The organism is Pseudomonas veronii (assembly GCF_001439695.1).
In the GTDB taxonomy this organism is placed as follows: domain Bacteria; phylum Pseudomonadota; class Gammaproteobacteria; order Pseudomonadales; family Pseudomonadaceae; genus Aquipseudomonas; species Aquipseudomonas veronii.
In genome coordinates, this window is record NZ_JYLL01000007.1 from 140,737 (window position 1) to 164,375 (window position 23,639).

Consider the following 23,639-nt stretch of genomic DNA (forward strand, 5'->3'; position numbering starts at 1 on the left):
GTGGGAGTGGGCTTGCCCGCGATGAGGCCAACAAACGCTAGATCAATCTTGCGGCCAGAACGCCCGAATCCCTGCCACACCTTGAGCGCCGGCATCCCATGCCTGCTCGCGCTCAGCAGGCCCAACGCCACCCAACAGATACACCGGCTTGCTGAACCCGCGGATCAGCTCTGCCGCCTGTTCCCAACCCAACGGTTGGGCATCGGGATGGGTCTGGGTCGGCTGCACCGGCGACAGCGTGACAAAATCCACGTCCATCAATTCCGCCAGCGCCAGTTCCTCGGCGTTATGGCAAGACGCCGCCAACCAGCGATCCTTCGGCAGCGGTCGGCCCTTGCTTGCGTATTTGCGCAGTTGCGCCGAGGTCATGTGCCAACCGGCCGCAGGAAAATCCCCCAGCCATTCGAACGGGCCCTTGAGCATCAGTTGCGCCTTGCCGGCACACAGGCCCACGGCGTCTACCGCCAGGTCACGGTACTTGGGGTCGTAACCGTTAGGGGCGCGCAGTTGCACCAGCTTGATGCCGCCCGCGATGGCTTTCTGGATACCGCGCAACAGCGGCGCGGTTTCCAGCTCGCCCGGTGTGATCAGGTAGTCGCCGGGCAACCGTGCGGCGGCAACGATCGGCGCATTGGCCGCTGGGAACTCATAGTTGAGCAGGTCACGCGCCGCGACCCATTCAAGGGGTTGACCTTCGGCGCCGTGTGGCTCGCCGGTAAAGGCCGAGACTTCCCAGACATCCAGCAACACCTGCTTATCCGGGTAATCATGCTGCACCTTGATCAACGGTCGCGCCGTGGTGACCTGGATGCCCAGCTCTTCCTGCAACTCGCGGGACAGCGCCGTGGCGACCGACTCGTCGGCCTCCACCTTGCCGCCGGGAAACTCCCAGAGGCCGCCCTGATGCTGGGTATCGGCACGGCGCGCCAGCAGGATTCTGCCGTCGACGCCGCGGATCACCGCTGCTGCTACATGCACTCGTTTCACCGCGTTTATCCTCCGGGCTTCAGGTACGGTATTCCGCGTTGATCTTCACGTACTCGTGGGACAGGTCCGTGGTCCAGATGGTTTCGCTGCACTCGCCGCGACCCAGCTCGATGCGGATGGTGATTTCTTCCTGCTGCATCACCGCCGAACCCTGGGCTTCGGTGTAGCTCTCGGCGCGGGCGCCACGGCTGGCGATGCACACGTCACCGAGGAACACGTCGATCTTGCTCACGTCCAGGTCCGGCACGCCGGCACGGCCGACGGCGGCGAGGATACGGCCCCAGTTCGGGTCGGAGGCGAACAACGCGGTCTTGATCAGCGGCGAGTGCGCCACGGTGTAACCGACATCCAGGCATTCCTGGTGGTTGCCGCCGCCGTTGACTTCAACCGTGACGAACTTGGTGGCGCCCTCGCCGTCACGCACGATGGCCTGGGCCACATCCATGCACACTTCGAACACCGCTTGCTTCAACGCGGCGAACAGCGGGCCGCTGGTGGAGGTGATTTCGGGCAGGTTGGCCTGGCCGGTAGCGATCAGCATGCAGCAATCGTTGGTGGAGGTGTCGCCGTCAATGGTGATGCGGTTGAACGACTTGTTGGCGCCGTCCAGCATCAAGCGCTGCAGCACGTCGCGGGAGACTTTGGCGTCGGTGGCGATGTAGCCAAGCATGGTGGCCATGTTCGGGCGGATCATGCCCGCGCCCTTGCTGATGCCAGTGACGGTGATGGTCACGCCGTCATGCACAAACTGACGGCTCGCGCCCTTGGGCAAGGTGTCGGTGGTCATGATGCCAGTGGCGGCGGCCGCCCAGTTATCCACAGACAGGTCATCCAGCGCGGCTTGCAGGGCGCCTTCGATTTTTTCCACCGGCAGCGGCTCACCGATCACTCCAGTGGAGTACGGCAGCACCTGGCTGGCGTCGACGCCGGCCAGTTGTGCCAGTTTGGCGCAGGTCCGCGCGGCGGCGACCAGGCCAGGCTCGCCGGTGCCGGCGTTGGCATTGCCGGTGTTGGTCAGCAGGTAACGAATCGGACCGGCCACGCGCTGCTTGGCCAGGATCACCGGCGCGGCGCAGAAGGCGTTGAGGGTGAACACACCGGCGACGGTCGAGCCTTCAGCACAGCGCATCACCACGACATCCTTGCGCCCCGGGCGTTTGATGCCGGCCGAAGCGATACCGAGTTCAAAACCGGCAACCGGGTGCAATGTGGGCAAAGGACCAAGACCAACAGCCATGAATGCGCTCCTTAAAAATAGATGATGTCTGTGCCGTCGCGTTCGACGGTGGGAATTAATGGCAAAACGCCGCGACGGCTGATGCCGGTCGCGGCGCGGGGTGTTGCAGCGTCAGGCGAAAATCTTAGTTGATTTCGCCGTGGCAGTGTTTGAACTTCTTGCCCGAACCGCACCAGCACAACTCGTTACGGCCCAGCTTCTGCTCGTTGCGCACCGGCGTCTGAGCCAGGGCCACATCGACCTCTTCGCCCAAGACCTCAGGCGCCTCAAGACCTGGCGCTTCCTCATGCTGAAACTGCATGCGCGCCGCCAGTGCCTCGGCTTCCTCACGCAGGCGCGCTTCTTCCTCGACCGGGTCTTCGCGACGCACCTGAACGTGGGACAGCACGCGAATCGAATCGCGCTTGATCGAATCCAGCAGTTCGGAGAACAGCGTGAACGACTCGCGCTTGTACTCCTGCTTCGGGTTCTTCTGGGCGTAGCCACGCAAGTGGATACCGTGACGCAGGTGATCCATGGTCGACAGGTGGTCTTTCCACAGGTCGTCCAGCACGCGCAGTACGATTTGTTTCTCGAAAGTGCGCAGCGCTTCGGCACTCGCCTGCTCTTCTTTCTCGTTGTACGCGGCCAGCAGCTCGGTCATCAGCTTCTCGCGCAGGGTTTCTTCGTACAGGTGATCGTCTTCGTCCAGCCACTGCTGAACCGGCAAGTCGACACCGAAGTCGCTCTTCAACGCGGCTTCCAGGCCAGCAACATCCCACTGCTCTGGCAGGGACTGTGGCGGAATGTGTGCGCTGACGGTGGCGTTGAGCACGTCCTGACGGAAATCGGCGATGGTCTCGCCAATGTTGTCGGCGGCCAGCAACGTGTTACGCATGTGATAGATCACTTTACGCTGTTCGTTGTTGACGTCATCGAACTCGAGCAGTTGCTTACGAATGTCGAAGTTGCGGCCTTCGACCTTGCGCTGGGCCTTCTCGATGGCGTTGGTCACCATGCGGTGCTCGATCGCTTCACCGGACTGCATGCCCAGGGCTTTCATGAAGTTCTTCACCCGATCCGAGGCGAAGATACGCATCAGGCTGTCTTCCAGGGACAGGTAGAAACGGCTGGAACCGGCGTCACCCTGACGACCGGCACGACCACGCAGCTGGTTGTCGATACGGCGCGATTCGTGACGCTCGGACGCGATCACCTGCAGGCCGCCGGACTCCAGCACCGCCTGGTGGCGTTTCTGCCAGTCGGCTTTGATCTGGGCGATCTGCTCGGGAGTCGGGTTGTCCAGGGAAGCCACTTCCACTTCCCAGTTGCCGCCCAACAGGATGTCGGTACCACGACCGGCCATGTTGGTGGCGATGGTCAGTGCGCCGGGGCGACCGGCCTGGGCGATGATCTCGGCTTCTTTTTCGTGGAACTTGGCGTTGAGGACCTTGTGCTCGATGCCTTCCTTGTTGAGCAGGTTGGACACGTGCTCAGACGTTTCGATCGTCGCGGTACCCACCAGGATCGGACGCCCCTGGGCCATGCCGTCCTTGATGTCGTTGATGATCGCCGCGTATTTCTCTTCGGCGGTCAGGAACACCAGGTCGTTGAAGTCTTTACGCGCCAGCGGTTTGTTCGGCGGGATGACCACAACCGACAGACCGTAGATCTGGTGGAATTCGAACGCTTCGGTGTCGGCCGTACCGGTCATGCCGGACAGTTTGTTGTACAGACGGAAGTAGTTCTGGAAGGTGGTGGAAGCCAACGTCTGGCTTTCGGCCTGGATGTTGAGCACTTCCTTGGCCTCGATGGCCTGGTGCAGGCCCTCGGACAGACGACGACCCGGCATGGTACGCCCGGTGTGTTCGTCAACCAGGACGACCTGGCCGTCCTGGACGATGTATTCGACGTTGCGATGGAACAGCTTGTGCGCGCGCAGGCCGGCATACACGTGGGTCAGCAGGCCCAGGTTATGGGCCGAGTACAGGCTTTCGCCCTCGGCCAGCAGGCCGATCTGGGTCAGCATGTCTTCGACGAACTGGTGACCGGCTTCGTTGAGTTCGACCTGACGGGTCTTCTCGTCGATGGTGAAGTGACCTTCTTTGGTCACCACGCCTTCCACTTCCTCGATGTGCTGCTCCAGGCGCGGGATCAACTTGTTGATCTCGGTGTACAGGCGCGAGCTGTCTTCGGCCTGGCCGGAGATGATCAGCGGGGTACGGGCTTCGTCGATGAGGATGGAGTCGACTTCGTCGATCACGGCAAAGTTGAGTTCGCGCTGGAATTTTTCTTCCATGCTGAACGCCATGTTGTCGCGCAGGTAGTCGAAACCGAATTCGTTGTTGGTGCCGTAGGTGATGTCGGCAGCATAGGCCGCACGCTTCTCTTCCGGCGGCTGGAACGGCGTCACGACGCCGACGGTCAGGCCGAGGAATTCATACAGCGGGCGCATCCAGTTGGCGTCACGGCGGGCCAGGTAGTCGTTCACCGTCACAACGTGCACGCCCTTGCCGGACAGCGCGTTGAGGTAAACACCCAGGGTCGCTACCAGGGTCTTGCCTTCACCGGTACGCATTTCGGCAATCATGCCTTCATGCAAGGTCATGCCGCCGATCAGCTGGACGTCGAAGTGGCGCATGCCCATGACACGCTTACCGGCTTCACGGGCGACCGCGAAGGCTTCGGGAAGCAACTTGTCGAGGGTTTCACCTTTGGCTATGCGGGCCTTGAACTCTTCGGTCTTGGCGCGCAATTGCTCGTCCGAAAGGGCAACCATCTGCTCTTCGAAGGCATTGACCAGCTGCACCGTCTTGAGCATGCGTTTGACTTCGCGCTCATTCTTGCTTCCAAAAAGTTTCTTTAACAAAGGCGCAAACATATCGGCAGGTTCTTCCACACATAGGGATGGAGGGCGCACCGTGAGTGGCCCGAGCGGCCCTCACGGGCGCATGCGAACGCGCATTCTACCCGGAATCGTGGGTGAGGAAAGTGGCGTTGTTCCCCAATGCAGGCATGAGCCCGTGAGAGGGCCCATTTAAAATAAGGGCTTTTACCGGAACTTCAACCCATGGAGTGCATTGATTTCGCAGATAAAGCCCCGCCAATGCATTGCCTGGGGGTCCACAGGCGCTTTCTGCTAAGATGGCGGCTCTGTTACTTAAGGTGTCTGATCATGGCGTTTCGCCCTCTTACAGCCCGCGCGCCCAGCGTGTTGCTTCGCGAAGCCAAGCCGTTGAAAGCCATCTTCAGCCATGCGCAACGCCTGGGCCACCTGCAACGCCTGGTTGAAAGCCAATTGCAACCGGCAGCGCGGGAACATTGCCATGTCGCCTCGTGGCGCGAGGGCAACCTGCTGCTTATTGTCACAGACGGCCATTGGGCGACACGCTTGCGCTATCAGCAAAAACGCTTGCAGCGACAATTGATGGCGTTTGATGAGTTTGCCAGCCTGACGCGTATCCAATTCAAGGTGCAACCGCCGACCGTTCCGCAAGGCGCGGCGGGGCACACCATGGATTTATCGGCGAATGCGGCCGAAACCATTCAGGCAACGGCCGACGGCATCAGCGATCCGGGTTTACGCGCGGCGCTGGAACGCCTCGCCGCGCACGCCAAGCCCAAAGCCTGATCGGCTATCTACGCTTGCTGCCGCCCAGCAACGACCCCAGCAAGCCCCGCACCAATTGGCGCCCCACCTGATTGGCGGCCTGTTGCATGGCTGACTTGAGCGCCTTGCCGGCCGCAGTCCCGAGGAATGCCCCGGCCCTGTCGGTAAAGCTCGGTTCTTCGCTCACCGGCTTGGCTTCTTCGGCTTCGGCCGGGCCCAACGCCTTGCGCGCCATCAGCACTTCATAGGCCGATTCGCGGTCAATCGGCTTGTCATAGCGGCCCTGCAACGGCGAACTGGCAATCAGGGCGGCGCGTTCGGCGTCGCTGAGCGGGCCGATCCGCGATTGCGGTGGCGCGACCAGCACGCGCTGGACGACTTCCGGCGTGCCCTTTTCCTGCAAAGTGCCCACCAGTGCTTCACCGGTGCCCAGCTCTGTCAGGACCGACAACGCATCAAATGTCGGATTGGGCCGAAAACCGTCCGCCACCGCGCGCAGTGATTTCTGCTCTTTGGTGGTGAATGCGCGCAGGCCATGCTGGATACGCAAGCCAAGTTGCGCCAACACGCTGTCAGGCAAGTCCCCGGGCGATTGCGTGACGAAATACACACCCACGCCTTTCGAGCGAATCAACCGCACCACCTGTTCGAGGCGGTCCTGCAAGGCCTTGGGCGTATCGGCAAACAATAAGTGCGCTTCGTCGAAAAACAGCGCCAGCAGCGGCTTATCGGCATCGCCGCGTTCGGGCAACTGCTCGAACAGTTCAGCCAGCAGCCATAAAAGGAAGGTTGCGTACACCTTGGGGGCTTCGTGGACCAGGCGGCTGGCGTCGAGCAGGTGGATACGCCCGCGACCATCGCTGGCGGGTTGCAAAATATCCTCGAGCTGCAGCGCCGGCTCGCCGAACAACGCTTCCGCGCCCTGCTGCTCCAGCACCGCCAGGCGCCGCAACAGCGCCTGGCTGGAGCCGGTGGTCATCAGCGCCGCATCTTCACCCAGCAGTTCCGGGTGGTAGCGCAAGTGATTGAGCAGCGCCTTGAGGTCCTTCAAATCCAGCAGTAACAGGCCTTCGCGGTCCGCCACCTTGAAGGCGGCATATAACGCTGACTGCTGGCTGTCGGTGAGCTCCAGCAGGCTGCCGAGCAGCAACGGTCCCATTTCACTGATGGTGGTACGCAATGGATGACCGGACTGACCGTGAATATCCCACAGCGTGACCGGATACGCCTTGGCCGTGTAATTCAGGAAAGGCATGCCGGCGATGCGCTCGGCCACCTTGCCCTGGGGGTTGGCCGCAGCGCCGAGACCACAAAGGTCGCCCTTGATATCCGCGGCGAATACCGCCACGCCCGCATCGCTGAACGCTTCTGCCAGGCGTTGCAGGGTGACGGTCTTGCCAGTGCCCGTGGCACCGGCAACCAACCCGTGACGATTGGCCAGGCGCATGGCCTGGGCGATGGGCTGGCCATCAAGGCCGGCGCCGATAAGGAGTTGCGTGGAGTCAGGCATTTCGTCACCTATGGTTAATCTTTCGTGCCGCAAGGTCGATACACATCAATGTAAGACCCACAAAGTCTAAAAACAGGTCAGACAGCTCCTACAGGGACCTCACAGGGCTATCGCCAGAAATATCACACCTTTTTTGACGCTACCATTCTGCGCATCCCATAAGGACGCGTTTTGGATATTAAGACCTTAGCGGACCCTTCAGGCCATGAATAAAAACCTGCGCTTCAGCCACAAAATCCTGCTTGCTGCCTCCCTTATCGTCATCGCCGCCTTCGCGCTGTTTACGCTTTATAACGACTACCTGCAACGCAACGCAATTCGCGAAGATCTCAACAATTACCTGCATGAAATGGGTGATGTCACTGCCAGCAACATTCAAACCTGGCTCACCGGGCGCATTGTCCTGGTGGAAAACGCGGCACAAAATATTGCGATCAATCCCGACCCCAAGGTGGTCGCCAGCCTGCTGGAACAGAAAGCCCTGACCTCCTCGTTCATGGCAACCTACGTGGGCGACAGCCAGGGCGCGTTCACTATCCGCCCCGACACCAAGATGCCGGACGGTTTCGACCCACGCGTTCGTCCTTGGTACAAAGGCGCCCAGAGCAGCAATGGTTCGACCCTGACCGAACCCTATATCGATGCCGCGACGGGGCAATTGATCATTTCCATCGCGACCCCCAGCGCCCAGGGCAGCCAGAGCATCGGCGTGGTCGGCGGCGACCTGAGCCTGCAAACCCTGGTGGACAACATCGGCGCGCTGAACTTCGGCGGCATGGGCTATGCGTTCCTGGTTAGCGCCGACGGCAAGGTGCTGGTCCACCCGGACAAAAACCTGGTGATGAAAACCCTGGCCGACGTCTACCCGAAACACACGCCGAAGATCAGCAGCGACTTCAGTGAAGTCGAGGCCAACGGCAAGGACAACATCGTGACCTTTACACCGATCAAGGGCCTGCCGTCGGTGAACTGGTACCTCGGTATTTCCGTGGATAAAGCCACCTCCTTCGCCATGCTCAGCGAATTCCGCACCTCGGCGATCATCGCCACGATCATTGCCGTGGTAATCATCATCGCCTTGCTCGGCATGCTGATCCGAGTGCTGATGCAACCGCTGCACGTGATGACTCGCGCCATGCAGGACATCGCCGATGGCGAGGGCGACCTGACCCGTCGCCTGAGCATCCAGAATCACGACGAATTCGGCATCCTGGGTAATGCGTTCAACCGCTTCGTGGAGCGGATTCATACGTCGATCCGCGAAGTGTCCTCGGCCACCGGGCAGGTCAATGAAGTCGCCCTGCGGGTGGTCAGCGCGTCCAACTCGTCGATGATCAACTCCGACGAGCAGGCCAACCGCACCAACAGCGTCGCCGCGGCCATCAACCAATTGGGGGCCGCCGCCCAGGAAATCGCGCGTAACGCCGCACAAGCCTCGAACCAGGCCAGCGATGCGCGGCACTTGGCCGAAGACGGTCAGCAGGTGGTTGAACGCAATATCAAGGCAATGACCCAGTTGTCCGCGATGATCAGCGCTTCCAGCAGCAACATCGAAGCACTTAACAGCAAAACGGTGAATATCGGGCAAATCCTCGAAGTGATCACCAGCATCTCTCAGCAAACCAACCTGCTGGCGCTCAACGCCGCCATCGAGGCGGCGCGCGCCGGGGAAGCCGGACGTGGGTTTGCGGTGGTGGCCGACGAAGTGCGTAACCTGGCGCACCGCACCCAGGAATCGGCACAACAGGTGCAAACGATGATCGAGGAGCTGCAAGTCGGCGCCCGGGATTCGGTCAGTACCATGAGCGAAAGCCAGCGCCACAGCCTCGACAGCGTGGAAATCGCCAACCTGGCCGGCGAACGCCTGAACAGCGTGACCCAGCGCATCGGCGAGATCGATGGGATGAACCAGTCAGTCGCCACCGCCACCGAGGAGCAGACCTCGGTGGTCGAGTCGATCAACATGGACATCACCGAGATCAACACACTCAATCAGGAAGGCGTGGAAAACCTGCAATCGACCCTGCGCGCCTGCGCCGACCTGGAACAGCAGGCGGCACGGCTGAAGCATCTGGTGGGCAGTTTCCGTATCTGACCGACACCACAGAACCTTGTGGGAGCACAGGTCCGCCTTGCGCCCACATTGACCTTTATCAACTTGAGCGCGCGCGCCCCCAATTCCGATCGAACATCTATCATTACCTCAGGTCCACGTAAGGAGAGCTACGGATCGGAGGAATGTTCATCGTGCATATCGCGGACATCACCATGTTCTACGCCCCCGCCAGCGGTGGCGTACGCACTTATCTCGACGCCAAGCACCGGCGTCTGACGCTCAAGCCCGGCATTCGCCACAGCCTGTTGGTCCCCGGCGCGCACTTGAGCGAACGGGATGGGATATTCAAGGTGCCGGCCCCCGCCCTCCCCTTCGGCAAGGGCTACCGCTTCCCCCTTCGGCTCGCGCCTTGGCGAAATGTCCTGCACGATTTACAGCCCGATCTGATCGAAGTCGGCGACCCCTACCTGACCGCCTGGGCGGCGCTGGATGCACGACGCCAACTAGATGTGCCCGTCATTGGTTTTTATCACTCGGATCTGCCGCTGCTGGTGAGTAACCGCATGGGGTCGTGGTTTACCCCGAACGCTGAAGCCTACGTCAGCAAACTCTATGGGAATTTCGACCGGGTACTGGCGCCCAGCCAAGTGATGGCTGACAAGCTCATCGGGCTTGGGGTGAATAATGTCTTCGTGCAGCCGCTGGGGGTCGACCTGCAGACGTTCTGCCCGGACGTCCGCGACCCGGGCTTGCGCGCCGAACTGGGGATCGCCGCGGATACCCGGCTGCTGATCTTCGCCGGGCGCGGTTCCAAGGAAAAAAACCTGCCGCTGCTGCTCAACTGCATGAAACGCCTGGGGGACAACTACCACTTGCTGTTGGTGGGCTCCGGCATGCCGGCCAGCGTGCCGGACAACGTCACCGTGATCGATGGGTTCCGCCCCGCCCAGCATGTCGCCCGGCTGATGGCCAGCGCCGACGCGCTGCTGCATGGCGGCGATCAGGAAACCTTCGGCCTGGTAATACTGGAGGCCATGGCCTGCGGCATACCGGTGGTCGCCGTGGCGGCCGGCGCATTTACCGAGATCATTGACGAGCGCTGCGGCCTACTGTGTACGCCCAATAATCCACGGGCCATGGCCGATGCGGTGCGCGAGCTGTTCGGTGCCGACAGCCGTCGCCTGGGCGCGCAGGCACGGCGTCATGTCGAACAGCATTACGCCTGGGAGACGGTCGTCGACAGCCTGTTGACGCACTATTATGCGGTGCTGGGCAGCCACAAGCCGATGCTTGCCCATGGATGAGCGTTCGGTGCTGCTGGTGCTGCACGATGTAGCGCCGCAGACCTGGGCCGACTACCGCCCATTCGTCGCAGTCGTCGACGCGTTGGGCGGCGTGCCCATCACCTGGCTGGTGGTGCCGGAGTTTCATCATCATGACGCCCTGACCGCCCATGGCGACTTTCGCCGTCTGCTGGACAGCCGCGTGGCCAAGGGCGATGAGCTGACCTTGCACGGCTACTATCATTGCGACGATCAACCGGCTCCGCGCACCCCCAAAGCCTGGTTCATGCGGCGCCTGTATACCCATGAGGGTGAGTTCTACCAACTGCGCCAGGATCAGGCGCTGCAGCGTATCAGCGATGGCATCGAGGTATTCCGTCGCTACGACTGGCCGCTGCAAGGCTTTGTCGCTCCCGCCTGGCTGATGAGCCGCGGCACCCGCCAGGCACTGCGCCAATTGCCGCTGACCTACACCAGCGACCCGCAGCATCTGTACCGGCTACCCGACTTCACGCCGGTCAACGCCCCGGGGCTGGTGTGGAGTGCGCGCAGCGCCTGGCGCCGAGGTCTGTCCAAGTGTCTCAGCGACCGACGGGAACAGCGCTGGCAGGCGGCCCCGGTGATTCGCCTGGGACTGCACCCGGTGGACATGCGCCACGAATTTTCCCGCCGCTACTGGCTTGAAACCCTACAACGCCTGCTCAACGCCGGACGCACACCACTGACCAAGGCCGCTTGGCTGGCCACCCAGCCATGAGCCGGGTGATCTGGCTGCTGCTGGGCCTGCTACTGGCGCTGGCGATCCCCGTGTGGCTGGGAGGTGGCGAAACCGTTACGCGCCTGAAGCAATTCCCGCTGCCCCAACTGTCGCTGATGTTCGGCATGATTATCCTGTGCTGGCTGATCAACAGCGTGCGTATCCGCTTATTACTGGGCGAGCAACGCGGCCAACTGGGGCGACTCAACAGCCTGGGCGTGGTGATATCGACCGAATTCGCCATGTGCGCCACGCCCGGAGGCAGCGGCGGGCCACTGACACTGATGGTCCTGCTGGCGCGCAACGGCATACGTCCGGCCCATGGCAGCGCGGTGTTCGCCATGGATCAGTTGAGCGACCTGCTGTTTTTTTTCTGCGCACTGGTGGGGATCGCGTTGTACGCAGTGTTCCACAGCCTCAGCCCACGCCTGGAGTGGCTGTTGGGGCTCAGTGCGGCATCGATGGTGGGCGCAGTGTTCAGCGCTGTGCTGCTGGTGCGCTTTCATCGCCGCCTGATACGGCTGAGCGGCACCTTGCTCCAGCGATGCAAGGTAAGCGCCGCGACTCGCCGGCGCTGGGCGCGCAAAGTATTGCGCTTCCTGGCGGCATTTACCCAAACGCTGAAATTGCCGTGGCGCACCCTGTCCGCCGTGTTTGCCTTGACCAGCCTGCATTGGATACTGCGCTACAGCGTGCTTTACCTTGCGGTGCAAGGGTTGGGAGGCGATGTGCAGTGGGCCTGGAGTTTCCTGATCCAGATGCTGTCGCTGACGGCGGGCCAGTTCAGCCTTATGCCCGGCGGGGCCGGTGCGGCGGAGTTGACGTCAGCGGCCTTGCTGGCGCCCTGGCTGGGCAAATCCAGCGCAGCGGCGGCGATTCTGATCTGGCGGGCGGTGACCTACTATTTCTATCTGCTGGCCGGTGGGCCGGTGTTTCTGCTGATGCTCGGCAGGCCGCTGCTCAAGCGTCTGTTTCAGGGGACGCCGGCCGTTTCTGCAACTCGTCCCACAATTGGGCTGCCCCAGGAAAGTCAGTACCATCCTCGGCCTCCAGCTCATCCGGGTCATAGCGACTCAGACACCCCTCGCCCAACGTAGCTGGCGCCCTGGACGTAGCTTTATCGAGTGGATCGGTCATGGGCTTGTCCTGCTGGGCAGATCAATGAAAAAAGGCCTGGGACGATTTAACGCCCAGGCCCTTCATTCTTCAATCAAAACGCGTTGATCAGAACACGACTGTTTTGTTGCCGTGTACCAGCACGCGGTCTTCCAAGTGATAGCGCAGACCACGGGCCAGGACCATTTTCTCGACGTCACGGCCGAAGCGCACCATGTCATCAATACTGTCGCTGTGGCTGACACGCACCACGTCCTGCTCGATGATCGGGCCGGCGTCCAGTTCTTCGGTGACGTAATGGCACGTTGCGCCAATCAACTTCACGCCACGCAGGGAAGCCTGGTGGTACGGTTTGGCACCGACAAACGACGGCAGGAAGCTGTGGTGAATGTTGATCACCTTGCCGGCGTATTCGCGGCACAGTTCCGGCGGCAGGATCTGCATGTAGCGCGCCAGCACCACGACGTCGGTTTCATGCTGCTTGACCAGGCGGGACACCTCGGCGAACGCCGGTTCCTTGTCCTGCGGGTTGACCGGCACATGGTAGTACGGGATGCCATGCCACTCGACCATGCTACGCAGGTCGTCGTGGTTGGAGATCACGCAGGCGATCTCACAGTCCAGCTCGTCGCTGTGCCAGCGGTGCAGCAAGTCCGCCAGGCAGTGCGATTCACGGCTGGCCATCAACACCACACGTTTTTTCTGCTCGGTATCGCTGATGTGCCAGATCATCGAAAACTCTTCGGCGATCGGCGCAAACGCCTCGCGAAACGCCTCAAGGCCAAAGGGCAGCGTATCGGCACGGATTTCGTGGCGCATGAAGAACCAACCGCTGAGATTGTCCGAGTGATGGCTCGCCTCGGTGATCCAGCCGTTGTGGGAGGCCAGAAAGTTACTGACTTTGGCAACGATGCCAACCCGGTCCGGGCAAGCGATCACCAGCCGAAAAGTGTGCATTAGGGGGAAACTCCAGAACTTCGCAAAGGCGGTCATTCTAGCGATTACGCAGAAAAACTGCAGTATCCGTTGACGCTTATTCTGCCCTCGCCTTGACCACACCCCTTAATAACGTAGGGTTTTACCACCGCTATATGCATGTGCATCGGCACGCTCAGGCAGTTAGCGGAAATTAAGCAGGTAGTCTTTGCCCATACCCGCTACTAATTAACTCGTTTGCATAGATTTGCCACAAACATTCAAAGTAATTCACATAAATGTTCCCTTAAATGTTTACTTGGGGAAATAGCCTGACTATTATTGGGCCACTATCCCTGTCAATCAGCGCTCTACATAAGGTAGTCCACATGTCCCTGATCAACGAATACCGTGCCACCGAAGAAGCTATCAAAGAGCTGCAAGCCCGTTTGAAGAATCTGTCCCAAGACGACAAACTGCAAACCGAGCTGGAATTCGAAGGCAAACTGCGTACCCTGATGGGTGAATACTCCAAATCCCTGCGTGACATCATCGCGCTGCTGGATCCAGAGTCTAAAGTTAAAGCACCGCGCGGCGCAGTGAAAACTACCGGCACCAAGCGTGCCCGCAAGGTCAAGCAATACAAAAACCCGCACAACGGCGAAGTGATTGAAACCAAAGGTGGCAACCACAAGACGCTGAAAGAGTGGAAAGCCAAGTGGGGCGGTGATGTGGTTGAAGGCTGGGCTACCCTGCTGGGCTAAGCCTCGCCAGGCTCTTGCCTGATACGCGACAGACGAAAAACGCCAGCTTGCTGGCGTTTTTTTATTGTCTGAATAATCTGCAATTGCCTGATTACAGATTGAACCGAACGGCTAAAGAGTCAGCATACTCCTGCCATTGATCCAGCACCTGACGCTGAAACGGCGTGGCACTAACAGCCAATTCAATACGAGCACGTTTAAATGCCTCCAAGGTATTGGGTGCACCCCATTCGCCATCTGACAAGCGTTGCTGACAGAAAAGTTTCCAGCGTTGTTGCTCCTCGCTGTTCAAGGTTGCAGGAAAGTTGCGCGCACGGTAGCGAAATAATAATTCCGGCAAACGCTGATCATCAAAGGGCCACTGCTGCCGCGCCAATTGCGCCGGCTCTGCCGCGCGGACTTGTTCGCACAAACGACGATCGCGGTCGCCGATAAAACCATCATAGAGCTGCTGCTCCGGGTCCGAACTCGGTGCAAAATCTTCCTCGGCATAAATCTCCGCCAACTTGTCGCGCCAAACTTCCTGTGCGTCAGTTAGCCGCAGCGCCCGCGCCTGATAAGCGTCCATATCCAATTGCAGTCGCTCACGGTCTTGCGCCCGCAGCACATTCAATGGCGCCACCACCGGGCAGCGGTTGATATGCAACAACTTGAGCGGTACCGGTAACTCGCCCGCGGCCAGATCATCACGACGGGCGTAGAGGCGCTGACGCAAGGTATTGGCGTCGAGGTCCAGCAGCCCTTGCGGATCAAGGCCCAGGTCACAGACGATCAACGCGTTGCGATTGCGCGGGTGCCAGGCCAGCGGCAGTACAACGCCGAGGAAATGGCGCTCGGCCGAAAAACGCCCGGAGATATGCACCATCGGTTGCAGCAGCCGCACCTGGTCCATCACCCGTTGCTTGCTGCGCAATTGGAATAGCCAGTCGTACAACCTGGGCTGTTTTTCACGGACCAATCGGGCCAGGGCAATGGTCGCGCGCACGTCGGACAACGCATCGTGAGCCTGGCCATGGGCGATCCCGTTGGCCTCGGTCAAACGCTCCAGCTTGAGGGTGACACGCCCATCCTGCTCGGGCCAGACGATTCCCTCCGGGCGCAGCGCGTAGGCGGTACGCATCACATCGATCAAGTCCCAGCGGCTGTTACCGCCCTGCCATTCACGCGCGTAAGGGTCGAAGAAATTGCGATAGAGGCTGTAACGGGTCATTTCATCGTCAAACCGCAGGGTGTTGTAACCCACCCCACAGGTACCGGGGGCCGCCAGTTCGGCATGCACCCGCGTCATGAAATCGGCTTCGGCCAAGCCCTTTTCCGCCAGCATGCGCGGGGTGATGCCGGTGATCGCACAGGCTGCCGGATGGGGCAGGATATCGTCGCTGGGTTGGCAATACAGGTTGACCGGCGGGCCAACCTCGTTGAGGTCGACATCGGTGCGAATACCGGCGACCTGGAGGGGACGATCGCTGCGCGGGTTGATGCCGGTGGTTTCATAGTCGTACCAGAAAAGAGTGGTCACGGGCTATTCCTGTGCTGAAGATCGACAAAGTCTAGGCGCTGGAAGGTGCCTGAGGCCAGCGCCAGATCAACTGTATAAACATCCAGCAAAACCTTGAGTGGTTGCTTCCATCGCCGACACTGCTAGCATCCGTGTCTTCCAACCGCTCTGCGCTGCCAAGGATCGCGATGCCATCAGCTCCATTGGATACCCGTTACCAGATCGAGACCCCGGAGGGCATCGACCTGCCCTTGCGCCCGGCTGGCCTGCTGCCACGTGCACGGGCCTTCGCCTTCGACCTGGGCGTGCGCGGGTTGCTCATGGGCATCCTGCTGGTTCCGTTGGCCCTGCTCGGCAACATCGGCATAGGGCTGGGCTCATTGCTGCTGTTCCTGGTCAGTTGGTGGTACATGGTGCTGTTTGAAGTACTCAACCAGGGCTGCTCGCCGGGCAAGCAGGTCATGGGGATGCGCGTGGTACAGGATGACGGCACGCCCATCGGCTGGTCGGCCTCACTCATCCGCAACCTGCTGCGCTTTGTCGATATGCTGCCGTTCGGCTACTTCCTCGGCGCCATCAGTTGCCTGCAGCACCCTAACTTCAAACGGCTCGGTGATCTGGCGGCCGGCACGCTGGTGGTCTACCGCGAACTGCCATTGGCACGCCCCAAGGTGCCGCAGGCCCCTGCCCTGCGCCTGCCATTTGCCCTGGACCTGAGCGAACAGCGCGCCATCCTCAATTTCGCCGAGCGCCAGGGCGAACTGTCCGCCGAGCGAGTACAGGAACTGGCCTCGATCCTCGCCACGCCCCTGCAGGTGTCCCCGGCTCGCGCTGTCGAGCAGCTCAACGGCGTGGCCCGTGGCTTGCTGGGGCCGACATGAAACAGAGCCTGTTCGAAAGCCGTCATCAGCCCCAATGGCAAGCGTTCGCCGAACAACTGACGCAGTTGGAACAAGGCAAGGCCAAGGCCGCTGAGCTGGCTGATTTCCCTCATCAGTATCGACGCCTGTGCCAGCACCTGGCCATGGCCCAGGAGCGCGGCTACAGCAGTTACCTGGTGGACCCGCTGCAACAACTGGCCCTGCGCGGCCACCAACAGCTGTATCGCCACCGCAGCCAATTGGGTGCGAACGTATTGGCTTTCCTGCTGGCCGGTTTCCCCCGGCTGGTGCGTGAACAGTGGCGCTTCGTGTTGATCGCCAGCCTGCTGTTCTTCGGCAGCCTGGTGGGTATTGCGCTGCTGGTGTACCTGTTTCCCGAACTGATCTACAGCGTCGTCAGCCCCCAGCAGGTGGCCGAGATGCATAGCATGTACGACCCGGACGCCAGTCGCCTGGGCCGCGTCGCCGAACGTGCATCCAGTGAAGACTGGATGATGTTCGGCTACTACGTGATGCACAACATCGGCATCGCCTTCCAGACCTTTGCCGCGGGCTTGCTGTTCGGCCTGGGCAGCGTGTTCTTTCTGATATTCAACGGCCTGATCATCGGTGCGATCTCCGGGCACCTCACTGAAATCGGCTACGGCCAGACCTTCTGGTCGTTTGTCATCGGCCACGGTGCCTTCGAACTCAGCGCAATTGCCCTGGCTGGCGCGGCAGGCTTGCAGTTGGGCTGGGCGTTGATCGCTCCGGGGCACCTGACACGCGGTGAATCCCTGCGGCTGGCGGCACGTAAAAGCGTGCAGATGCTCTGCGGCGTCATGCTGTTCCTGCTGATCGCAGCATTTATCGAAGCCTACTGGTCTTCCACCACCGCGATCGCGCCTTGGGTCAAATACCTGGTGGGCGCGGGGCTCTGGCTACTGGTGGCCGCCTACCTGACCCTTGCCGGACGGACTCGCCATGCGCCTGAGTGATGCCAGCGTAGTGATTCGCCCGCGAACATCATGGGAAGCCATGGACCTGGGCGTGTTAATGGCCCAGGAACACCGACTGCTGCTGATGGCCAGTTGGGCGCTGGTGAGCCTGCCGATATTCATCGCGCTTAGCGTTCTGTTGTGGCAATACCCGTCCACGGCCTTGTTTGTGTTCTGGTGGTTGAAGCCGGCCTTCGACCGGCTGCCCCTGTATATCCTGTCCAAGGCCCTGTTTGGCGAGACGCCCAGCCTGAAACAGGCCGTGCGTCACTGGCCGCGCCTGCTCAAGGGCCAACTCCTGGCCAGCCTGACCTGGCGGCGACTGAGCCTGAGCCGCAGCTTTTTGATGCCGGTCAGCCAACTCGAGGGCCTGGATGGTCAGGCACGCCAAAAACGCCTGGGCGTGCTGCAACAACACAACGCCGGCGCGGCGCGCTGGTTGACCACGCTCGGTGTACACCTGGAAATCGGCCTGTGGTTCGGCTGCATGGCGCTGTTCTATCTGTTCATCCCCCAGCAGGTTGAACTGGATTGGGACTGGCAACGGCTGGCCCTGGCAACCGGCCCGGAGGGGTTGTGGCTGGAACACCTGAGCAACGCCTTCTACGCGCTGGTCCTGGTGTTCTGGGAACCGATCTACGTCGCCTGTGGCTTCAGCCTCTACCTCAACCGTCGCACCGTGCTGGAAGCGTGGGACCTTGAGCTGGTTTTTCGCCGCCTGCGCCAGCGCCTGAGCAGCGCGGCCCCGTTGCTACTGCTGGTGATCGGGCTGATGCTGCTGCCGCTGGGCCGACCCGCGATGGCCGATGACTCGCCCCCCACCCGGCAAGTCACCCCCCAATCCGCCAGCCAATCGATCAAGGCGCTGCTGGACAAGCCTCCGTTCAAAAATCCGGAAACCGTCACGCGCTATCGCTTTGCTGACGAAAAACCCAACACCAAGCCCCAGGCACGCGGTGACGGCAAACTACCGGCCTGGCTGCAAGCACTGCTGGACAACTTCAACAGCGACGCCTTCAAGCACCTCGCCCAAGGCCTGGAGGTGCTGCTGTGGAGTCTGTTGGCGGGCGGCGTGGCGTTGCTCGCCTGGCGTTATCGCGAGTGGCTGCGCACCTTTGTCAGCCGGCGCGGGCCACGCCAACCCAAGCTCGCCAAACCGACACCCACCCAACTGTTCGGCCTGGAGCTGGGCGCCGAAACCCTGCCCGATGACATTGCCAGCGCCGCCGAGCGACTATGGCCCAACCACCCCAGGGAAGCACTGGGCCTGTTGTATCGCGGGCTGCTCAGCCGGTTACTGCACGACTTCAACCTGCCACTGAAAACCGCCGACACCGAAGGCCAGGTCCTGGAACGCGTTCAACGCTTGCAACAACCACAATTGCTGGCATTCAGCGACGAATTGACCCGGCACTGGCAAAACCTCGCCTACGGGCACCGCCTTCCGCCCGCGGTGGTACAGCAGCAGTTGTGCAACGATTGGCGCACCCTGTTCAGCTCGGGAGTCGCCCGATGAAGCGGCCATTGCTGTGGGTGGGGTTGCTGCTTGCTTGCCTGCTGGGGGCGGGCGGCCTGTATGTGTGGCACAAGGCAATGCCTTATGACGAAGTGGTGGATCGCGGCCCTTCACCCGAAGCATTGGGCAATCCCTACCTGGCGGCCGAACACTTTCTGCGCCAGCAAGGCCTGGCGGTGGAGCGTGCCAGCGGCCTTGAACGGCTCTCCGATCTGCCCCCCAGAGGCCGCAGCCTGTTGCTGCTGGGCGAACGCGACAACATGACCCCGCGCCAGGTGGATCAACTGCTGGACTGGGCAAAGTCCGGTGGCCACCTGCTGGTGGTGGCCGAAGCGCTGTGGGATGAAGAAACCGCTAAAAGCGGCGACCTGCTGCTCGACCGCCTGCATATCCAGCAGACCTTGAGCGACGAATCCGAGCAACCCGCTCCGGCACGCAAACAGAAAAAACCGGACCTGACCAAACTCTATGTCGACAATGAAACCGCCCCGGCGTATTTCAGCTTCGATACCGACTTCAATCTCACCGACCCCAAGCACCTGGCCCAGTTCTCCGCCAACAGCGCCAGGTCCAGCCACCTGATGCAACTCAATCTCGGCCAAGGCCGTGTGACAGTCGTCACCGACAGCGACTTATGGAAAACCCCGGGAATCGGCCAACACGATAACGCCTGGCTGCTGTGGTACCTCAACCAGGGCACCGACGTGAGCCTGCTGTTCAACAGCGACGTGGACGACCTGTTCACCTTGTTGATGCGCTATTTCCCCCAGGCGCTGGTGGCGCTCGCCGCGCTGATCGCCCTGGCGCTCTGGCAGGCCGGCATGCGCCAAGGCCCGATCCACGCGCCAGCGCCCAGAGCACGCCGACAACTGCAGGAACACTTGCAGGCCAGCGCCGACTTCCTGCTGCGCCGCAGCGGCCAGGGCGCCCTGTTGCACGCCTTGCAGCGCGATATCCTGCGCGCCGCAAGGCGGCGCCACCCTGGCTTTGAACACCTAAACACCGCAGACCAGTGGCAGGTGCTTGAACACCTGACGCGCCAACCCTCTCACGTGATCAGCCAGGCCCTTGGCCCACTTGCGGCAAAACGGCTTTCCAGCGCCGATTTCAGCCGCCAGGTGGCTTGCCTGCAAACTCTCAGGAATGCACTATGAGCGAATTTCCAACGGCCACTGCCCTGACCACCGAAACCCTGCAACACGCCAGCCGCCAAGCCCAGGCGTTGCGCGTTGAGCTGCGCAAGGCGGTGATTGGCCAGGACCAGGTGATCGACGACGTCCTCACCGCCTTGATCGCCGGCGGCCACGTGCTGCTTGAAGGCGTACCCGGCCTGGGCAAGACCTTGTTGGTTCGGGCCCTGGCCCGTTGCTTCGGCGGCGACTTCGCGCGCATCCAGTTCACGCCGGACCTGATGCCCAGCGATGTCACCGGGCACGCCGTGTACGACCTGCACACCGAGCAGTTCAAGCTGCGCAAGGGGCCGTTGTTTACCCACCTGTTGCTGGCCGACGAGATCAACCGCGCGCCGGCCAAGACCCAGGCCGCCTTGCTCGAGGCCATGCAGGAGCGCCAAGTGACCCTTGAGGGCGAAGCGCTGCCCATCGGCCAACCGTTCATGGTGCTGGCCACCCAGAACCCCATCGAGCAGGAAGGCACCTACCCGCTGCCCGAGGCCGAACTGGACCGTTTCATGCTCAAGGTGCGGATGGACTACCCCGACTCCCAACAAGAGCTGGAGATGGTGCGCGAAGTCACGCGCTCATCCCGGGCCGACATGCTCGACGTACAACCCCTGCGCACCGTGCTGCAAGCCGAGGACGTGTTGCAACTGCAACAGATCGCCAGCGAACTGGCGCTGGACGAGCAAGTGCTCGACTACGCCGTGCGCCTGGCACGGGCCACCCGCAGTTGGCCGGGGCTGACCATCGGTGCCGGCCCACGCGCATCCATTGCCCTGGTGCGCGGCGCCCGTGCCCGCGCCTTGCTGCGCGGGGGCGAGTTCGTCACCCCGGACGACATCAAGGGCTGCGCCCTGGCGGTGCTGCGTCATCGCGTTCGCATCGCCCCCGAGCTGGATATCGACGGACTGGAAGTGGACCAGGTCCTCCAGCAACTGCTGGACCAGATTTCGGCACCTCGGCAATGACCCATCCATGAAGCCGACCCGTCTGCTGTTGATCTGGCTCGGCGTGCTGCTGGGCCTGAATATATTGCTGGGCGCCGCACAGGCGTTGCAGCTCCCGGTGCCCGACAGCCTGCATTCGGTGGCCTGGGGTCTGCTGCTGGCGCTGTTGTTGCTGGCGCTATTGGACGCGATGCGCCTGCGCCGTCGTCCGTCCGCGCGAGTACAACGGCAGATGCCCGGCAGCCTGGCATTGGGACGCTGGGGCGAAGTACGCCTGACGCTTGAACACGATTACCCACAACCGCTGACGGTGCAGGTGTTCGATCACGTCCCCGACGGCCTGAGCCTGGAACACATGCCGCAGTCGATCGAACTGCGCCCCGGCGAACGCAGCGAACTGGGCTATCGGCTGCGCCCCCTGCGGCGTGGGCACTTCAGTTTCAGTCGCTGCGAGCTGCACCTGCCCAGCCCCTTGGGGTTGTGGTCCGCACGGCGCTTTATTGAGGTCAGCGATGCCACCCGGGTCTATCCGGATTTCGCCCGCCTGTATGGCGCGCAGCTCTTGGGTGTGGATAACTGGCTGAGCCAGTTGGGCGTGCGTCAACGCCAGCGCCGGGGGTTGGGGCTGGAGTTTCATCAACTGCGCGAGTTTCGCGAGGGCGACAGCCTGCGGCAGATCGACTGGAAAGCCACCGCACGCCAACGCACGCCGATCGCCCGGGAATACCAGGACGAACGCGACCAGCAGATCGTGTTCATGCTCGATTGTGGTCGGCGCATGCGCAGCCAGGACGCAGAGCTGTCCCACTTCGATCACGCGCTCAATGCCTGCCTGCTGCTCAGTTATGTTGCCTTGCGCCAGGGCGATGCCGTCGGCCTATGCACCTTTGCCTGCGACCAGCCGCGCTACCTGGCGCCCGTCAAGGGCACCGGGCAGTTGAATCTGTTGCTCAACACCGTCTACGACCTCGACACCACGCGACGCGCGGCCGACTACGAAGCCGCGGCCAACCAGTTGCTGGCTCGGCAGAAACGCCGGGCGCTGGTGATCGTGGTGAGTAACCTGCGGGATGAGGACGATGAGGCACTGCTGACCGCGGTCAAACGCATCAGCCGGCAACACCGGGTACTGGTCGCCAGCCTGCGCGAAGAAGTACTCGACCAACTGCGCCTTTCGCCGGTGCAAACCCTGCCCGAAGCGCTGGCCTACAGCGGCACCGTCGACTACCTCAATCAACGCGACGAACTGCATGACCGCCTGAACGCCCATGGGTTGTCGGTACTGGATACGCGCCCCTCGGAGTTGGGCGCCGCTCTGGTGACACGTTACCTGGGCTGGAAAAAAGCCGGCGTTCTGTGAAAACAGCGCACACCCCGGCTTGGGTCGCTACACCCAAGCCGGGGCGACTGCGCGCTATGTCTAAGCGGACGCCTGTAAGGGGTCAAAGCTGAAATACTGCAGCAAGGCATTGATCAGTTGGCCGTATTCGACAGGCGCCTCAGCCACGCTGAAACCCGAGTCGTAATGCTGGGGATTGATGTCCTCGTGACTCCATAAACAGGTCGCGGTGAAATCAACTGCCTGGAAATCACCGTCGACCGTGGGAATCTTCAAGCGCAGCTCGAACGCCACGTCGACCATCATCGGCAATTGACTGATCAACATCAGTCCTTCTGCGGATACGTTACCCAAGTAACCAATGGGCTTATCCGTAAGCCGGTTGAACACTTGCAGGAAACAAGACAATTGATGCCGCTCAATTCGTCGGTCGGTAAACATGATGATATCGCCATCCATTGGCCATAACTCTGGCCACGCCAGTGATTCGGAACGGGCCAAACACCCCCGCTCTCCCTGGAGATCGGTGCGACAACAGCTAGCGCTTTGCCACTCTACAGCCTGCCAATCCCAAGTGTTCCATCCGTTTGGACACAAACTTGTACAAACGGACATTCAAAGAATAGCCTAAGACTGGCAACGGGCCAGCTACGCAACGACAAATAGCATCACAACGACGCCGGACGTGGCTGCGCAACGCTCGCGCCGGAGTAGTGCCCCAGTTGTTGCAGGGTGTCGAGACGCGCACGGGCCCGGTAGGCGTACTCGCTGGACGGGTACTGGTTGATGATGAACTGATAGGTTTGCACCGCGTCGACGAACAACTTCTGTCGCTCCAGGCACTGCCCGCGCAACATCGAGACCTCCGGCTGCACATAGCGCCGGGTGCGACTTTCCCGGTCGACCTGGGACAATTCCAGGGTCACGCGCTCGCAGTCACCAACCCCATACGCACGGTAGGCGTTGTTCAAATGGTGGTCCATCGACCAGCGGGTACAGCCGACAACACTGACGGCCAGGGCAGCAATGAGCAAAATTCGCATGAGGGTTCTCCTGTCTTGTGCAGTGTATCGACCCCTCGTCAAAAAT

At 61.4% G+C, this 23,639-nt stretch carries 20 protein-coding genes and 1 pseudogene; 13 read left to right on the forward strand and 8 right to left on the reverse strand.

Translation table 11 applies throughout. The annotated features are described in order from the left end of the window. Positions 1–42 precede the first annotated feature (42 nt). The 3 genes from TU80_RS11870 to secA all read right to left on the reverse strand — a co-directional run bounded on the left by TU80_RS11870 (position 43) and on the right by secA (position 5,084). On the reverse strand, positions 43–987 hold the full coding sequence (locus TU80_RS11870) for a Nudix family hydrolase (protein WP_046382249.1): 945 nt from the start codon (positions 985–987) through the stop codon (positions 43–45). Positions 988–1,006: 19 nt separating this feature from the next. Beyond that, on the reverse strand, positions 1,007–2,224 hold the full coding sequence (argJ, locus tag TU80_RS11875) for a bifunctional glutamate N-acetyltransferase/amino-acid acetyltransferase ArgJ (protein ID WP_026140046.1): 1,218 nt from the start codon (positions 2,222–2,224) through the stop codon (positions 1,007–1,009). A gap of 124 nt (positions 2,225–2,348) precedes the next feature. Next, positions 2,349–5,084: a preprotein translocase subunit SecA gene (gene secA, locus TU80_RS11880; protein WP_017847109.1), complete on the reverse strand. Its 2,736-nt coding sequence runs from the start codon at positions 5,082–5,084 to the stop codon at positions 2,349–2,351. A 294-nt stretch (positions 5,085–5,378) separates the two neighbouring features. Here secA and TU80_RS11885 point away from each other — a divergent pair, with 294 nt between their 5' ends. Beyond that, positions 5,379–5,834, forward strand: coding sequence for a DUF721 domain-containing protein (locus tag TU80_RS11885; protein WP_017847108.1), 456 nt, complete (start codon positions 5,379–5,381; stop codon positions 5,832–5,834). 4 nt (positions 5,835–5,838) lie between these two features. Here the strand turns inward: TU80_RS11885 and TU80_RS11890 are convergent, their stop codons facing one another. Then, positions 5,839–7,323, reverse strand: a complete 1,485-nt coding sequence (locus TU80_RS11890; RefSeq protein WP_057004532.1) for a helicase HerA-like domain-containing protein — start codon at positions 7,321–7,323, stop codon at positions 5,839–5,841. 205 nt (positions 7,324–7,528) lie between these two features. On the opposite strand from TU80_RS11890, the pseudogene TU80_RS33935 reads away from it, so the two are divergent. From TU80_RS33935 to gpgF, 5 genes and pseudogenes are all read left to right on the forward strand, one after another. After that, a pseudogene (locus TU80_RS33935) lies at positions 7,529–8,560 on the forward strand (HAMP domain-containing protein); the annotation flags it as partial. A 93-nt stretch (positions 8,561–8,653) separates the two neighbouring features. Beyond that, positions 8,654–9,418, forward strand: coding sequence for a methyl-accepting chemotaxis protein (locus TU80_RS33940; RefSeq protein ID WP_370737559.1), 765 nt, complete (start codon positions 8,654–8,656; stop codon positions 9,416–9,418). A 143-nt stretch (positions 9,419–9,561) separates the two neighbouring features. Then, positions 9,562–10,683: an N-acetylglucosaminyl phosphatidylglycerol synthase gene (gene gpgS, locus TU80_RS11900; protein ID WP_046382247.1), complete on the forward strand. Its 1,122-nt coding sequence runs from the start codon at positions 9,562–9,564 to the stop codon at positions 10,681–10,683. Continuing rightward, the gene (gene gpgD / locus TU80_RS11905) at positions 10,676–11,419 is read left to right on the forward strand and encodes an N-acetylglucosaminyl phosphatidylglycerol deacetylase (protein WP_057004533.1); all 744 of its coding nucleotides are present in this window, start codon (positions 10,676–10,678) and stop codon (positions 11,417–11,419) included. Before gpgS ends, gpgD begins: the two co-directional genes overlap by 8 nt. Continuing rightward, positions 11,416–12,516 carry a glucosaminyl phosphatidylglycerol flippase gene (gene gpgF, locus TU80_RS11910; protein WP_057004534.1) on the forward strand — a complete coding sequence of 367 codons (1,101 nt, stop codon included), beginning with the start codon at positions 11,416–11,418 and terminating at the stop codon, positions 12,514–12,516. The genes gpgD and gpgF overlap by 4 nt, the downstream gene beginning before the upstream one ends. Positions 12,517–12,643: 127 nt before the next feature. Here gpgF and purU read toward each other — a convergent pair whose 3' ends face one another. Next, positions 12,644–13,492: a formyltetrahydrofolate deformylase gene (purU, locus tag TU80_RS11915; protein WP_017847102.1), complete on the reverse strand. Its 849-nt coding sequence runs from the start codon at positions 13,490–13,492 to the stop codon at positions 12,644–12,646. A 347-nt stretch (positions 13,493–13,839) separates the two neighbouring features. Here purU and mvaT point away from each other — a divergent pair, with 347 nt between their 5' ends. Further along, positions 13,840–14,214: a histone-like nucleoid-structuring protein MvaT gene (mvaT, locus tag TU80_RS11920; RefSeq protein WP_005790963.1), complete on the forward strand. Its 375-nt coding sequence runs from the start codon at positions 13,840–13,842 to the stop codon at positions 14,212–14,214. Between the two features lie 91 nt (positions 14,215–14,305). Here mvaT and sbcB read toward each other — a convergent pair whose 3' ends face one another. Continuing rightward, the gene (sbcB, locus tag TU80_RS11925; RefSeq protein WP_057004535.1) at positions 14,306–15,733 is read right to left on the reverse strand and encodes an exodeoxyribonuclease I; all 1,428 of its coding nucleotides are present in this window, start codon (positions 15,731–15,733) and stop codon (positions 14,306–14,308) included. Between the two features lie 167 nt (positions 15,734–15,900). Here sbcB and TU80_RS11930 point away from each other — a divergent pair, with 167 nt between their 5' ends. From TU80_RS11930 to TU80_RS11955, 6 genes are read left to right on the forward strand one after another with little or no spacing between them, the layout of a single operon-like run. Continuing rightward, entirely contained in the window at positions 15,901–16,593 is a 693-nt protein-coding gene (locus tag TU80_RS11930) for an RDD family protein (RefSeq protein ID WP_057004536.1), read from the forward strand. Continuing rightward, entirely contained in the window at positions 16,590–17,570 is a 981-nt protein-coding gene (locus TU80_RS11935; RefSeq protein WP_017846071.1) for a stage II sporulation protein M, read from the forward strand. The genes TU80_RS11930 and TU80_RS11935 overlap by 4 nt, the downstream gene beginning before the upstream one ends. After that, positions 17,557–19,086 (forward strand): DUF4129 domain-containing protein, encoded by a 1,530-nt coding sequence (locus TU80_RS11940; RefSeq protein ID WP_026139914.1) that lies wholly within the window; start codon positions 17,557–17,559, stop codon positions 19,084–19,086. The genes TU80_RS11935 and TU80_RS11940 overlap by 14 nt, the downstream gene beginning before the upstream one ends. Next, positions 19,083–20,240: a DUF4350 domain-containing protein gene (locus TU80_RS11945; protein ID WP_057004537.1), complete on the forward strand. Its 1,158-nt coding sequence runs from the start codon at positions 19,083–19,085 to the stop codon at positions 20,238–20,240. Before TU80_RS11940 ends, TU80_RS11945 begins: the two co-directional genes overlap by 4 nt. Continuing rightward, positions 20,237–21,232, forward strand: a complete 996-nt coding sequence (locus TU80_RS11950; RefSeq protein WP_057004538.1) for an AAA family ATPase — start codon at positions 20,237–20,239, stop codon at positions 21,230–21,232. The genes TU80_RS11945 and TU80_RS11950 overlap by 4 nt, the downstream gene beginning before the upstream one ends. A 7-nt stretch (positions 21,233–21,239) precedes the next feature. After that, the gene (locus tag TU80_RS11955; RefSeq protein ID WP_057004539.1) at positions 21,240–22,571 is read left to right on the forward strand and encodes a DUF58 domain-containing protein; all 1,332 of its coding nucleotides are present in this window, start codon (positions 21,240–21,242) and stop codon (positions 22,569–22,571) included. 60 nt (positions 22,572–22,631) lie between these two features. Here TU80_RS11955 and TU80_RS11960 read toward each other — a convergent pair whose 3' ends face one another. Next, entirely contained in the window at positions 22,632–22,991 is a 360-nt protein-coding gene (locus tag TU80_RS11960; protein ID WP_026139915.1) for a PilZ domain-containing protein, read from the reverse strand. Positions 22,992–23,218: 227 nt separating this feature from the next. After that, positions 23,219–23,593, reverse strand: coding sequence for a tetratricopeptide repeat protein (locus TU80_RS11965; protein ID WP_017139782.1), 375 nt, complete (start codon positions 23,591–23,593; stop codon positions 23,219–23,221). Positions 23,594–23,639 lie beyond the last annotated feature (46 nt).

Bases quoted from the DNA above. Each gene is read 5' to 3' on its own strand.
- argJ (WP_026140046.1), bottom strand. From the start codon at position 2,224: ATGGCTGTTGGTCTTGGTCCTTTGCCCACATTGCACCCGGTTGCCGGT.
- secA (WP_017847109.1), bottom strand. From the start codon at position 5,084: ATGTTTGCGCCTTTGTTAAAGAAACTTTTTGGAAGCAAGAATGAGCGC.
- TU80_RS11885 (WP_017847108.1), top strand. From the start codon at position 5,379: ATGGCGTTTCGCCCTCTTACAGCCCGCGCGCCCAGCGTGTTGCTTCGC.
- TU80_RS11890 (WP_057004532.1), bottom strand. From the start codon at position 7,323: ATGCCTGACTCCACGCAACTCCTTATCGGCGCCGGCCTTGATGGCCAG.
- TU80_RS33940 (WP_370737559.1), top strand. From the start codon at position 8,654: ATGATCAACTCCGACGAGCAGGCCAACCGCACCAACAGCGTCGCCGCG.
- gpgS (WP_046382247.1), top strand. From the start codon at position 9,562: ATGTTCATCGTGCATATCGCGGACATCACCATGTTCTACGCCCCCGCC.
- gpgD (WP_057004533.1), top strand. From the start codon at position 10,676: ATGGATGAGCGTTCGGTGCTGCTGGTGCTGCACGATGTAGCGCCGCAG.
- gpgF (WP_057004534.1), top strand. From the start codon at position 11,416: ATGAGCCGGGTGATCTGGCTGCTGCTGGGCCTGCTACTGGCGCTGGCG.
- purU (WP_017847102.1), bottom strand. From the start codon at position 13,492: ATGCACACTTTTCGGCTGGTGATCGCTTGCCCGGACCGGGTTGGCATC.
- mvaT (WP_005790963.1), top strand. From the start codon at position 13,840: ATGTCCCTGATCAACGAATACCGTGCCACCGAAGAAGCTATCAAAGAG.
- TU80_RS11930 (WP_057004536.1), top strand. From the start codon at position 15,901: ATGCCATCAGCTCCATTGGATACCCGTTACCAGATCGAGACCCCGGAG.
- TU80_RS11935 (WP_017846071.1), top strand. From the start codon at position 16,590: ATGAAACAGAGCCTGTTCGAAAGCCGTCATCAGCCCCAATGGCAAGCG.
- TU80_RS11940 (WP_026139914.1), top strand. From the start codon at position 17,557: ATGCGCCTGAGTGATGCCAGCGTAGTGATTCGCCCGCGAACATCATGG.
- TU80_RS11945 (WP_057004537.1), top strand. From the start codon at position 19,083: ATGAAGCGGCCATTGCTGTGGGTGGGGTTGCTGCTTGCTTGCCTGCTG.
- TU80_RS11950 (WP_057004538.1), top strand. From the start codon at position 20,237: ATGAGCGAATTTCCAACGGCCACTGCCCTGACCACCGAAACCCTGCAA.
- TU80_RS11955 (WP_057004539.1), top strand. From the start codon at position 21,240: ATGAAGCCGACCCGTCTGCTGTTGATCTGGCTCGGCGTGCTGCTGGGC.
- TU80_RS11960 (WP_026139915.1), bottom strand. From the start codon at position 22,991: ATGTTTACCGACCGACGAATTGAGCGGCATCAATTGTCTTGTTTCCTG.
- TU80_RS11965 (WP_017139782.1), bottom strand. From the start codon at position 23,593: ATGCGAATTTTGCTCATTGCTGCCCTGGCCGTCAGTGTTGTCGGCTGT.